The sequence below is a fragment of the Methylobacterium sp. WL9 genome (genome assembly GCF_008040035.1).
Classification (GTDB): domain Bacteria; phylum Pseudomonadota; class Alphaproteobacteria; order Rhizobiales; family Beijerinckiaceae; genus Methylobacterium; species Methylobacterium thuringiense.
Genome location: NZ_VRVE01000038.1, coordinates 1 through 12832, shown reverse-complemented (window position 1 = coordinate 12832; position 12832 = coordinate 1). Strand labels below are relative to the sequence as shown.

Annotated in this window: 11 protein-coding genes and 1 pseudogene; 7 read left to right on the top strand and 5 right to left on the bottom strand. The window is 64.1% G+C overall.

What is annotated here, in order from left to right:
• The first annotated feature begins 5 nt into the window (after positions 1-5).
• Positions 6-473: an ABC transporter ATPase gene (locus FV217_RS12610; RefSeq protein WP_147817532.1), complete on the top strand. Its 468-nt coding sequence runs from the start codon at positions 6-8 to the stop codon at positions 471-473.
• 99 nt (positions 474-572) lie between these two features.
• Positions 573-881 (top strand): hypothetical protein, encoded by a 309-nt coding sequence (locus FV217_RS12605; RefSeq protein ID WP_238231650.1) that lies wholly within the window; start codon positions 573-575, stop codon positions 879-881.
• 17 nt (positions 882-898) lie between these two features.
• On the opposite strand, the gene FV217_RS12600 is transcribed toward FV217_RS12605, so the two are convergent.
• Complete coding sequence (locus FV217_RS12600; protein WP_147817531.1) at positions 899-2431, bottom strand: acyl-CoA carboxylase subunit beta; 1533 nt, start codon at positions 2429-2431, stop codon at positions 899-901.
• 347 nt (positions 2432-2778) lie between these two features.
• Between FV217_RS12600 and FV217_RS12595 the strand changes: the two genes are divergently transcribed.
• The 3 genes from FV217_RS12595 (at position 2779) to FV217_RS12585 (ending at position 7443) form a co-directional block, all read left to right on the top strand.
• Positions 2779-4488 carry an RNA-directed DNA polymerase gene (locus FV217_RS12595; RefSeq protein ID WP_147817530.1) on the top strand — a complete coding sequence of 570 codons (1710 nt, stop codon included), beginning with the start codon at positions 2779-2781 and terminating at the stop codon, positions 4486-4488.
• A 397-nt stretch (positions 4489-4885) separates the two neighbouring features.
• The gene (locus FV217_RS12590) at positions 4886-6097 is read left to right on the top strand and encodes a GNAT family N-acetyltransferase (RefSeq protein WP_147817529.1); all 1212 of its coding nucleotides are present in this window, start codon (positions 4886-4888) and stop codon (positions 6095-6097) included.
• Positions 6098-6285: 188 nt separating this feature from the next.
• Positions 6286-7443, top strand: a complete 1158-nt coding sequence (locus tag FV217_RS12585) for a M20 aminoacylase family protein (protein ID WP_147817528.1) — start codon at positions 6286-6288, stop codon at positions 7441-7443.
• A gap of 85 nt (positions 7444-7528) precedes the next feature.
• On the opposite strand, the gene FV217_RS12580 is transcribed toward FV217_RS12585, so the two are convergent.
• Complete coding sequence (locus FV217_RS12580; protein ID WP_147817527.1) at positions 7529-8482, bottom strand: cation diffusion facilitator family transporter; 954 nt, start codon at positions 8480-8482, stop codon at positions 7529-7531.
• A 180-nt stretch (positions 8483-8662) separates the two neighbouring features.
• Between FV217_RS12580 and FV217_RS12575 the strand changes: the two genes are divergently transcribed.
• A complete protein-coding gene (locus FV217_RS12575; protein ID WP_147817526.1) occupies positions 8663-9094 on the top strand; it encodes an HIT family protein in 432 nt (143 codons plus the stop codon).
• A gap of 6 nt (positions 9095-9100) precedes the next feature.
• Here the strand turns inward: FV217_RS12575 and FV217_RS12570 are convergent, their stop codons facing one another.
• From FV217_RS12570 to FV217_RS12560, 3 genes are all read right to left on the bottom strand, one after another.
• On the bottom strand, positions 9101-9517 hold the full coding sequence (locus FV217_RS12570; RefSeq protein WP_147817525.1) for a PilZ domain-containing protein: 417 nt from the start codon (positions 9515-9517) through the stop codon (positions 9101-9103).
• A 103-nt stretch (positions 9518-9620) separates the two neighbouring features.
• Positions 9621-9848, bottom strand: coding sequence for a hypothetical protein (locus FV217_RS12565; RefSeq protein WP_147817524.1), 228 nt, complete (start codon positions 9846-9848; stop codon positions 9621-9623).
• Between the two features lie 104 nt (positions 9849-9952).
• Positions 9953-12010 carry an NAD(+) synthase gene (locus FV217_RS12560; RefSeq protein WP_246682776.1) on the bottom strand — a complete coding sequence of 686 codons (2058 nt, stop codon included), beginning with the start codon at positions 12008-12010 and terminating at the stop codon, positions 9953-9955.
• 390 nt (positions 12011-12400) lie between these two features.
• Here FV217_RS12560 and FV217_RS12555 point away from each other — a divergent pair.
• Positions 12401-12832: pseudogene (locus FV217_RS12555) on the top strand (DNA translocase FtsK); the annotation flags it as partial.

The window sequence follows — 12832 nt, the reverse complement described above, 5'->3', positions numbered from 1 at the left end:
TCCGGATGAGCATCTTTCGCAATCGTCCGCTTTTCGTTGCCCTTGTCGCCCTCCCTGCCTTCGCAGGGCCGGCCGCGGCCGATTCCTGCGGCGATCTGGCCGACAAGGTCGTGACGGAGACCAAGGCCGAGATCGGCGAGCGCATCGACGACTTCGTACGCTTCAAGGCCGGGACGGACATGACGCTGTCACTCTCCTGCGGCGGCAGCTACCCCTCCTCCGTCGGCGCGCAAGTCAAGGGCGAGGCGGCGCCGGACGACTTCTTCGAGATTTTCGGCAAGGCCGGCCATGCGGTCACCGGCGTCGCGGCCGACCTGCTCAAAGAGGCAGCCCGCAAGGCCCGCGCCGACGCCGAGACCCGCCGCCACAGCAACGTGCCCGCGGGCGGCGTGCTCGTCACCTGCTCATTCTCGAAATCCGACAAGGGCGCGCTGACCATGTGCGCCGCGATCGAGCAGGCCGACCGGAGTTAAGCCTGTCCGACCCCCGATGCCGCTTCGCGGCATGTCGGGATGGGAAAATACTGTCGGCATCCGCGGCGCAGTCTATGATAAGCTTCATAGACGGGTGGAATGGGGCCGATCGTGCTGAAAAAGCTTACTCTTATCTTATTCTTTGTTTTCGGCGCCGTCGGCATTGCCGAGGCGCGGCTGACGGTGACCGACAAGCTCAGCACCTATCGCCGCGCCTCCAGCCAGGACCGGATCGACCTCGCGACCCGCCTGGGCAAGTCGTTCTCCAGCCTCGCGCCGGGGCTGAACCGCGACTACTTCATCAAGTGCCTGGAGGAGACCGTGAACATCGGCGACCCCCGCGACCTCGAACTCGACGAGGCCGTGAGATTGTGCGTTGCCGCCCATCGGGCACCGGGGGAGGAATAGCCCCCCGGCTCCACCGCTCAAAGCGGGATGTTGTCGTGCTTCTTCCAGGGCTGCTCCATCTCCTTGGAGCGGAGCATGCCCAGCGCGCGGGCGATGCGCTTGCGGGTGGAGTGGGGCATGATCACCTCGTCGATGTAGCCGCGCTCGGCAGCCACGAACGGCGAGAGGAAGTGCTTCTCGTATTCCGCCGTGCGCTCGGCGATCTTGTCCTTGTCGCCCGCCTCCGCGCGATAGATGATCTCGACCGCGCCCTTGGCGCCCATCACCGCGATCTGTGCCGTCGGCCAGGCGTAGTTCAGGTCCGCGCCGACGTGCTTCGACGCCATCACGTCGTAGGCGCCGCCGAAGGCTTTTCGCGTGATGATGGTGACGAGGGGCACGGTCGCTTGGCTGTAGGCGAACAGCAGCTTGGCGCCGTGCTTGATCAGGCCGCCATATTCCTGCGCCGTCCCTGGCAGGAAGCCCGGCACGTCCACGAAGGTCACGATCGGCACCGAGAAGGCGTTGCAGAAGCGCACGAAGCGCGCCGCCTTGCGGGAGGCGTCCGAGTCGAGCACGCCGGCCAGCACCAGCGGTTGGTTTGCGACGAAGCCCACCGTGCGGCCCTCGATGCGCCCGAAGCCGGTGATGATGTTGCGGGCGTAGGTCGCCTGGATCTCGAAGAAATCCTCTTCGTCGACGATGCGCCGGATCAGCTCGCCCATGTCGTAGGGCTTGTTCGGGTTGTCCGGGATCAGCGTGTCGAGGCCCTTGTCGAGCCGGTTGACGTCGTCGAAGCTCTCGATCTCCGGCACGCCGTCGATGTTGTTGGCCGGCAGGAAGTCGATCAGGCGGCGGATCTGCAGCAGCGCCTCGACGTCGTTCTCGAACGAGCCGTCGGCGATCGAGGACTTCGTGGTGTGGACCTTGGCGCCGCCGAGCTCCTCCGCGGTCACGACCTCGTTGGTGACGGTCTTCACCACGTCCGGGCCTGTGACGAACATGTAGCTCGTGTCGCGCACCATGAAGATGAAGTCGGTCATGGCCGGCGAGTAGACGTCGCCGCCCGCGCACGGCCCCATGATCACCGAGATCTGCGGGATCACGCCCGAGGCAGCGACGTTGCGCCGGAACACCTCGCCGTAGCCGCCGAGCGCCGCGACGCCCTCCTGGATGCGCGCGCCGCCGGCATCGAAGATGCCGATGATCGGGGCGCGCATCTTCAGGGCCATGTCCTGGACCTTGATGATCTTTTGCGCGTGCGTCTCCGACAGGGAGCCGCCGAACACCGTAAAATCCTTCGAGAACAGGAAGACGGTGCGGCCGTTCACCGTGCCCCAGCCGGTGATGACGCCGTCGCCGGGGATCTTCTGCTTCTCCATGCCGAAATCGGTGGAGCGGTGCTGCACGAACATGTCGAATTCCTCGAACGACCCGTGGTCGAGCAGGAGTTCGATGCGCTCGCGCGCCGTGAGTTTTCCACGGTTGTGCTGAGCTTCGATGCGCTTCGTGCCACCACCGAGACGGGCGGCATCGCGCCGCTCTTCGAGCTTTTCGAGGATGTCCTTCATGGTGTCAGCGCGCCCGTTTGTATTCAAAATTCGATTGGTGCGAACGCGCTAGGCCCGAAACGGGCTTGGCGGTTCGCCAGCTGACCGCCAATAGCATGGGGTGTTGTAGGCGGGAACGGGGTGCCGCAGGAGGGTTATGCTGGCGATCGAAATTTGGATGGAAAGCGGAATAGGCATGAAAATCAGCTCAATAGCTGTTTGCAAGTCCTTGCGAATGCGTATATTTCAACCGTCGAACGAGCTAGCTCGATTGTTTTCTTTGATCAGTAGCGCCGTTGTTCCGGCAAAAATAGCGTTAAATCACGTTTACAGGTCACGATAGCACGCTGCCGGAAAGCATTGTAGGAATGAGCGCCAAGAATAAATCAGAGCGCGTGAAGCGATTAGTTTCCCACGGATACTTTGCGCCAGAGCTTCCGCCGTGTTTTGTCTCTGAAGATTTAGCTAGGTATCGAAAATCGATTATTTCTGGGATCGACAAACTGCCGCTAATACAGAAAAAGCCTAACTATTACTATTTCAAGTCTGAGCCGACTTGGTTTTACTTCCCGCGCTTCGGGAAGCAAGATCGCCGGCATGGAGTGCCAAACCCTGTAGCTCACTTGCTGCTAGCTCGGGCTTTGGCCGAAAACTACATCGACCTGCGACGCAAGGCTCGTAAATCGAAGTTTACTCTTTCGCCGCCTGTGTTTGACTGGGCAGGCTCACGAGCGCTGATGCGTCCGAGTATTGAACTCAGGGACGACTTTCGCATCAATCTTTCATCGCGACGCGAGGAATATGTTGCGGCGGACGTCCGAGCCTTTTTTCACTCAATCTATACCCACGCCATTCCTTGGGCGATCCACGGCAAGGAATTCGCCAAGCAAAACCGCGGTTTGGAGCACTATGGAAACCTAATCGATCTATTGTGCCGCAATGCTCAAGACGGTCAGACATTAGGTCTTCCGGTCGGCCCAGACACATCGCGGCTGATTGCCGAAGTGGTAGCATCGGCGATGGATGCACGCCTCCAACAAAAATTGCAGATCGGAGCTCGCGACGCATCCCGATACATCGACGATTACACACTTAGTAGTCCAAATGGCGCTAGTGGTGAAGAGTTGTTGGCGGCTGTGCGGCAATCGGCCGCCACTTTTGAGTTGGAGTTAAATAGCGATAAATCGTCGATCTATCTTACATCTCATCGTCAGAGTACGGGTTGGCAGCAGGCCGCTCGCGCATATCTTCCAAAGCAGTCGCCGCCGGGTCACAAGGTTGAAATAGGAGAGCTGCAGCATTTTCTTTATCTACTCGGCCGCACCTGCCTTGCTCACGCAGATATCAATGTGGAGAAGTTTGGCCTCCAGCATGCTCGTTCCGCTCTGGTTAACGTCGATGACTGGAGTGCGCTCCAGTTCAGCTTAATTAACGCTTATCGTCGCAATCCTAGTCTTATATCTCTCCTTGTTGAGGTATGCTTATTGCGGCAGGTAGCCCACAGTGATGTTCGAGTTGATATAATAACAGAGTTCATAGAAAGTCGAATACCCGTCCTCGCACGCGCTAATCGTACTGGCGAGATCATATGGCTTCTGTTTTTAGCTATTCGCCTTGAGCTAACGCTTTCGAGCGAGCGGCTTGCTGTGTTGTTTGTGATAGAGAATGCATTTGTCGCGCTTCTAGTCGTATGTCTTGCCAGTCGAGGCTTCGTAAAAGGAGTTGTCGATCGTGGCTTATGGGATCGATCCTTGAATGTGGAGGGCTTGCGTAGCCCTATGTGGCTTCATGCGTATGAGGCCGTTACTCAAGGATTTATTCCAGAAGTAGATGATGGATTTATCGTAGGGGATGCATACTTCAAGTTTCTGCGTACTAGGCGCGTGCAGTTTTTAGATCTCAGAAAGGGCTATGCCTCTATCTCAACAACTCTTCGTAGATTGCGAGAAGAGAATATGCGTTTAATGCGATTGCGAGAGGCGATTCAGGACGAAGATACAGAAGAGTTCGATGATTTTTTTGATTTCGATGAAATCGAAGATGAGCATGATACGCCCGATGAGATGAATATTTATTGATTTATGATGATTAGATGTGGGCGCAATATAAAAATAGATTCTACAGTATTTAAATTGGCGAATTTTGACCGCCAAAAATTTGAATATTTTACGGGATACTGACTATTTAACCGTATTCGCTGCCTTCAGACGGGAGGATCGAGCGTTCGCAGAGGCTTCAGAAGTGGGCGATTGGCATCACTTTTGACGAGATTGCCTATTGAGGGACCGCGATTTTCTGCTGCCCATTGAACGAGTGCTCGGGGGAGCGCGACTAAGGCTTCCATGATCGGGTCGGATCGAGAACGATCAGTTGGACGCAATCGAATTTCCGTCTGAGTCTTTTCCGAACATCCTGTGATGCGACACCACCCCCACCCGCCTTGCCCCCGCCCCCAACGCGGCTATCTTTCCCGCGATGGAGACAGCCTCCCGGACCCAGGACGACGCGCCGGCGGCAGAGCTTCATGTGCGCGCCGTACCGGGTCTTGCCCGGATCCCGGCGGCCGCGTGGGACGCCTGCGCGACCTCGCCCGAGACGCTCTCGGCCGGCGACGAGACCTTTAATCCGTTCGCGTCCCACGCCTTCCTCTCAGCGCTCGAGGAATCGGGCTGCGTCTCGCGAAAGACCGGGTGGCTGCCGCTGCACGTCACCGTCGAGCGGGCGGGAAAGCTCGTCGGGGCGGCGCCCTGCTATCTGAAATCTCACAGCCAGGGCGAATACGTGTTCGACCAGGGCTGGGCCGAGGCCATCGAGCGGGCCGGAGGGGCCTATTACCCGAAGCTGCAGGTGAGCGTGCCGTTCACGCCGGTGACCGGGCCGCGCTTCCTGATCGCGCCGGGGGAGGCGCCGGACGCGGCGGCCTCGGCCATCGTCGCGGGATTGCGGGCGCTGCGGGCCGAGACCGAGGCCTCGTCGATCCACGTCACCTTCATGCGCGAGCGGGAATGGGACCAGGCCGGGGCGCTGGGGCTGCTGCAGCGGATCGACCAGCAATTCCACTGGGAGAACCGGGGGTATTCGGATTTCGACGCCTTCCTGGGCGATCTGGCCTCGCGCAAACGCAAGGCGATCAAGCGCGAGCGGCGCGAGGCGCTGAGCAACGGCATCACCATCGAACACGTCACCGGGCCTGAGATCACCGAGGCGCATTGGGATGCGTTCTACGAATTCTACGTCGACACCGGCGCCCGCAAATGGGGCCGGCCCTACCTCAACAAGAAGTTCTTCCGGCTGATCGGCGAGCGCATGCCCGAGCGCATCCTGCTGGTGATGGCCCAGCGCGAGGGCCGCTGGATCGCAGGCGCGATCAACTTCATCGGCGACGTCGCGCTCTACGGGCGCAACTGGGGTTGCGTCGAGGACCATCCCTTCCTGCATTTCGAGGTCTGCTATTATCAGGCGATCGAGTTCGCCCTGGCCCATGGGCTGAAGCGCGTCGAGGCCGGGGCCCAGGGCGAGCACAAGCTCGCCCGCGGCTACCGCCCCGTGGCGATGCACTCGGCCCACGACATCGCCGAACCGAGCCTGCGCCGCGCCGTCGCCGGCTATCTTGAGCGCGAGCGCGGCTACGTGCAGGCGGCGATGGACGAGTACGCGACGATGACGCCGTTCCGGCAGGAGAGCTGATCCGGAGCGGTGCCGTTCGTCGTCGTCCCACCCGCGCCCTCATCCTGAGGTGCCCGCGCGCGCGGGCCTCGAAGGAGGGCTCCAGGGATCGTGCGGCCGGCTGGAGCCCTCCTTCGAGGCCGCTTCGCAGCACCTCAGGATGAGGGTGTGGGTGGGATTGCAGCCAACCCGAGAGAGGAGTGATCACGATGAGCCCGATCGACCGCATCCAGGGGTATGCCGACGAACTGACGGCGATCCGGCGGGATCTGCACGCGCATCCCGAACTCGGCTTCGAGGAGGTCCGCACCTCCGGCATCGTCGCCGAGCAGCTCGAGGCCTTCGGCGTCGCGGTGCATCGCGGAATCGGCAAGACCGGCGTCGTCGGGGTTCTCGAAGGGCGGCCGGGCAAGCGCCGGATCGGGCTGCGCGCCGACATGGACGCACTGCCGATCACCGAAGAGACCAACCTCCCCTACCGCTCGACGAACTCCGGAAAAATGCACGCCTGCGGCCATGACGGGCACACCACCATGCTGCTCGGCGCGGCCCGCTACCTCGCCGAGACCCGGGATTTCGACGGCACTGCCGTGTTCGTGTTTCAGCCGGCCGAGGAGGGGCTCGGCGGCGCCCGGGCGATGATCGCCGACGGCTTGTTCGAAAAATTTCCGGTGGACGAGATCTTCGCGATCCACAACCAGCCGAACGGGCCGCATGGCCGGCTGATGGTGCGCCCCGGCCCGGCCATGGCGGCGGCGGATTTCTTCGACATCCGCATCACCGGCCGCGGCGCCCACGCCGCCCAGCCGCACGAGAGCGTCGACCCGATCGTGGTCGCCACCGCCATCGCGCAGGCCATGCAGTCGATCGTCAGCCGCAACGCCGACCCGCTGAAATCCGCCGTGGTCTCGATCACGCAGATCCATGCCGGCGCGGCCTACAACGTGATCCCCCAGGGCGCCCACATCGCTGGCACGGCGCGGACCTTCGATCCGGCCCTGCGGCAGCTGGTGGGCCAGCGGATCAGGGAGATCGCGGAGGGCATCGCCGCCGCCCACGGCGCGCGGGTCGAGGTCGAGATCCGCGACGTGTTCACGGTGCTCGACAACAGCCCCGAACAGGCCGCCGCCGCCGCCGAGATCGCCGCCGAAATCCTGGGGGCCGACAACGTCGATTCGGACTGCACGCCACGCATGGGCAGCGAGGATTTCGCCGACATGCTGAGGATCGTGCCCGGTGCGTATGCTTGGCTCGGTGCAACGCCGGGACCCGGCCTGCACAATGCCGGGTTTGATTTCGACGATAGCCTCTTGCCCCTCGGTGCTGCCTTTCTGGCCCGTGTCGTACAACGACGCAGCACCGTTTGAGGCAGGGCGGCATGACTCCGGCGGCGACCGCATGATCGCGGCCGCCCCAGATATGTCGACGGCGAGATCGGGTTCGGCGCCACCGTCAGGCGGGCGGCACCTGCGCGGGGTGCTTCGACTGGATCTCGATGAAGACCCGTTTTACATCGGCATTCCGGGTCTTTAGCTCCCTGTCGAGACGGCCGACGAGTTTCTCGATCTCCCCCGCAGGGATGTCGTCCGCCACATCGAGGCTGACATTCACCAGGATGTCCGAAGGCCCCATATGCTGGGTCAGGACCTCGTTGACATGGTGGACCGAGCGCTCGCCGCGCACCGCCTCGTCGATGGCTTTGACCACAGTCGGGTCGGCCGCCTCGCCGATCAGCAGCCCATGCGTCTCCTTCATCAGGAAAATCGCCATACCGACCAGTACGATACCGATCCCCACCGAGGACCAGCCGTCGAGCACCGGCATGTCGAGGACATGGGCCAGAACCACGCCGGCCAGCGCGATGACGAGGCCGATCAGCGCGGCGACATCCTCGACGAGGATCGTGTAGAGCGCCGGGTCCTTGCTCCGCCGGATCGCGGAGATCGCCGATTGCCGGCCCTTCTCGGCCTGGAACGAGCGGATGGCGACAAGGCAGGAGTAGCCTTCGGCCACGATGGCGAAGCCGAGGATTCCGACGTTGATCCAGAATCCCGAGAGCTGATAGCCGAGGATGGTCGCATCCGCCGGCGGCTCGGGATGCTGGATCTTGTGAGCGCCCTCGTAGATCGCGAAAATTCCGCCGCCGAGGAAGATCAACAGGGCGACGACGAAGGCGTAGAAGTAGATCTCGCGGCCGTAGCCGAAGGGGTGCTTCGCATCCGCCGGCTTCTCGGCGCGCTTGATGCCGACGAGGAGCAGGATCTGGTTGGTGGTGTCGACCACCGAGTGGACGCCTTCGGCCATCATCGCAGACGATCCCGTCAGGAACGCGCCGACGAATTTCGCCGCGGCGATGGCGAGGTTTGCCCCCGCCGCCGTGTAGATCGCACCCGTGCTCTCGGCCAATGCCTGCTCCCCTGCCCGAACCGCCTGCCGGTGCAAGCGTGACCGTAGTTTCGAACGCCCGACCGCGGCAAGGGTTCGCCTGATGCGTGCGCGATGCCGGCGCCCGTCGGCTGTGGACGCCTACGGCCGGCCCGTGCAACCTGCCGGCCGATCCCGACCGATGATCAGGAGCCCTGCTCGATGAGCACCGCCTACGACCCGGACAACATCTTCGCGAAGATCCTGCGCGGCGAGATCCCGGCCCACAAAGTCTACGAGGACGACGACACGCTGGCCTTCATGGACGTGATGCCCCAGGCCGAGGGTCACACCCTGGTGATCCCGAAGACGCCCTCGCGCGGGCTGCTCGACGCCGACCCTGCGGTGCTGGCGCGTCTGATCGCGGTAGCGCAGCGCGTCGGACGGGCCGTTAAGACGGCCTTCGAAGCAGACGGCCTTACGGTGTTCCAATACAACGAGCCGGCTGGCGGGCAGACGGTGTTTCACCTGCACGTGCATCTCGTGCCGCGCCGCGAGGGCGTGTCGCTCACTCGCCACGAGGGCGGCATGGCCGACAACGCCGTCCTGGCGGACCACGCCGAGCGGATCCGGAAGGCTTTGAAGGAAGCGTAGAACGCCTCAGGCGGCGGTGCTCGTTGCCCTGCCCATGGATGCGATGACCGACCGCAAGGCGGCGTTCTCGGCCTCGAGTTCCGTAATGCGACGCACCAGCATCGTCATCGACGGATCGGCGGCGGCCGGCTCGGCGACGACCTCCCTAGCGAGGGCGGGCGCGGGCTTCGCGGCCATGTCGAAGGTGACACCGACTCCATTGGCGCGCCGCCAGCGCAGGGTCGACCGGTAAGTCTGGTCCTTGTTCTGGATGTAGAGGTCGAACGCTTCCGGCAGCGTCGTCGTCTCGCTCAGTTCCAGCCGCGCTCCGGTCCCCGACATGTCGCGGACCAGGCAGTCCATGGTGGAGCGGCCGTTGTTGAAGACGATCTTGCCTTTGAGGAACGTCCTCATGCGCACGGTCTGGCGCTGATCAATCGACATCTCGATCCCCGAGCAACGGCTCCGATTCGATTGTCGCCTGCGACCCCTTAAGGAAAGCTCGCCGATTTTCTCGAAACTCGGGGAGATCCCCGATCGACGGTCTTCAATTCGCCGGTCGGTCCATCGCCTGGAACAGGTAGAAGCCGTTGAAGCGCACGGACGTCGCGGCGGCCTTTCCGTCGAAGCCTGGCGTGCCCACGGCATGCTCATCGACCTTGCCGCCGAAGCTCCAGCGACCGCCTGTCACGAAGCGCGGTACGACATGACTCTCGGGGACTGCGCAGCAGAGGCCCTCGTCGCTCTTCAAGCGAAAAAGGTTGTAGCTTCGCATCGGATCGTCCTCCGCATGCCAACCAGCGGAGAATGGCATAGCCGTACAATCGGACAGGTTTATGTCCGCCGGCCTTCTGCGCGGGCGCGGCAGGACGGGAGGCGTCACTCGGAGGGGACGTTGCCCTCCCACTCGTCGAGCCAGGCCCTGGCGCTGGCGTCGGACGGCGCGCGCCAGTCGCCGCGCGGCGAGAGGGCGCCGCCGGAGGAAACCTTCGGGCCGTTTGGCAGGGCGGAGCGCTTGAACTGGCTGAACCGGAAGAAGCGATCGAGGAACACGCCGAGCCAATGCCGGATTTCCGGCAGCCCGTAGGCCACGCGCTTGGCGGCCGGCATATCCGGAGGCCAGGAGCCGGCCTCACGATCGCTCCAGGCATGAAGCGCCAGGAAGGCGATCTTCGAGGGTCGGAAGCCATGACGGAGCGTGTAGTAGAGGTTGAAATCCTGCAGCGCGTATGGCCCGATTTTGTCTTCTGTGCTCTGCGGCCCCTCGCCTTCGGCGGCGGGAACGAGTTCGGGCGAAATCGCGGTATCGAGCACGGCCAGGAAGGTGCGGTTTTCGGCCTCGCCGAATTGCCCGGAGGCGACGACCCAGCGGATCAGGTGCTGAATCAGGGTCTTGGGCACGCCCGCATTGACGCCGTAATGGCTCATCTGGTCACCGACGCCGTAGGTGCTCCAACCGAGCGCCAGTTCCGAGAGGTCGCCGGTGCCGAGCACGATGCCGCCCTGCTGGTTGGCGAGGCGGAAGAGGTAGTCGGTGCGAAGCCCCGCCTGCACGTTCTCGAAGGTGACGTCGTAGACCGGCTCGCCCCGCCCGAACGGGTGGCCCATCTCCTCCATCATCGTCTTCGCGGTCGGCCGGATGTCGATCTCGTGCGCCGTGACGCCGAGCGAGACCATCAGCGCGTGAGCGTTGGCCTTGGTCTCGTCCGAGGTGGCGAAGCCCGGCAGCGTGTACGCCAGGATGTTGGTTCGCAGGCGCCCGAGCCTGTCGAAGGCCTTGGCCGCGACGATCAGTGCGTGCGTGGAATCGAGCCCGCCCGAAACGCCGATCACGAGTTTCTTCGTGTTCGTCGCCTCGAGGCGCTGTGCGAGGCCGGCGACCTGGATGTTGTAGGCCTCGTAGCAATCCTGGGCGAGGCGGGCCGGGTCGGCCGGGACGAAGGGAAAGCGCTCGACGCGCCGCCTCAAGTCGAGATCGCCCGCCGGCGGATCGAGCCGGAAGGCGATGCGCCGGTAGGTGCGGCCGCGCTCGCGTGCATTGTCGTCGAAGCTGCCCGAGGACAGGCGTTCCTGCGCGATCAGGTCGAGGTCGATGTCGGCGAGCGTCGTCACCGGGTCGAGGGAGAAGCGTGCCCCTTCGGCGAGCCGCACCCCGTTCTCGTCGATGCTGGTCTGCCCGTCCCAGGACAGGTCCGTGGTCGATTCGCCCTGCCCCGCCGCGGCGTAGACATAGGCGCAGAGCCCCCGCATCGAGGCCGAGCGGCTGAGCAGAGCCCGTGACTCGGCCCGTCCGATCGTGATCGGGCTTCCCGAGAGGTTGGCGAGCACGGTCGCGCCGGCCAGCGCCGCCTCCATGCCCGGCGTCGTCGGCACCCAGAGGTCCTCGCAGACTTCGATGCCGAGGACAAAGCCGGGTAGGTCCTCGGCCTCGAACAGCAGGTCCGTTCCGAACGGCGCCTCGACGCCCGAGACCCGGATGCTCTCGCCGCTCACACCGGCACCGAGGGCGAAGTGCCGCTTCTCGTAGAACTCGCGGTAGTTCGGCAGGTAGCTTTTCGGGATCACGCCGAGGACGCGGCCGCCATGGATCGCGACGGCGCAGTTGTAGAGCCGGTGTCGCCAGCGGAGCGGCGCGCCGACGACGAGGACCGGCGTCAGGCCGGATGATGCCGCGACGAGCGTGCCGAGCGCATCCTCGACCGCATCGAGGAGCGTGCCTTGCAGCAGCAGGTCGTCGATGGCGTAGGACGACACGCAGAGTTCGGGAAACACGGCCAGCGCCGCGCCGGCCTCGTGGCAGCCTTTCGCGAGGTCGAGGAGCGCCCGGCCGTTGGCCGCCGGGTCGCCGGGGTGACTGCGTCCGGTGCAGGCGGCGACGCGGGCGAAGCCGTGCCGGTACAGCGACCGGAAATCCTTCGTGTTTTCTGCCTGAGCCACCGGACCGACTGCTGCTCCGCACGTCACGACCCGACTGAGGAATGCCGGATAACGCGCGGAGTTTACGCGCAAACCCGCTCCCGGACAGCCCGTCCCCGGCACCCGGCTCTCAAGCGATTCTCGCCGGGTGAAGAGGGCGCTCCGCATCGTATTTCGGGGTGACCCGAAGCCATCCGGGACGGTCGGGCGAGGGCGCTTTCAAGCGTTCATTAACGACGCTGCGCCTAACTGGTGGGGAACCGCTCCGCGGGGAGTCGGACCTTGTATCGAGTCATTTCACAGATCATGCGCGCAACGGGACGGCCTCCCCAAACCCATCGTGATCCCTCTCGCCCGGGGCGCGGCGGCGACCGCCTCGACCTCTCCATCGGCGCCATCACGCAGCGCCTGATGGCTCTACGCTCGAACGTCGCCCGCCGCCTCTACGGGCCGCCGCAGCGCTCGGCCCAGCCGGTGGCGCGCCCCGCGCCCGAGGCTCCCCCGAGCTGGCTTACCGCGCCGGGCGCGATGCTCGCCCAGCCGGAGCCGGCCCGGCCTTCGGTGGCTTGGTCGCACCATGCCTTCGAGGACGGTATCGTCCCGCAGGATGCCTACGATCTCGACCCGTCCTACGAGAGCCGCATCGATGCGGGCGCCTCGGGCGCCGGCGTCCTCGTGCGCACCCCACGCCGCCCGGATTCCATCGTGCCGGCCGCGATGCCGGCGCAAGCCTACGACCCGAGCGTGCGCTTCACCCGCACGCCCGATCCGGTGCTGCAGGAGCGCCGCCAGCGCGCCATCGAGGCCGAACGTGAGGCGCAGCGTCAGGTTCAGGCGCTGCAC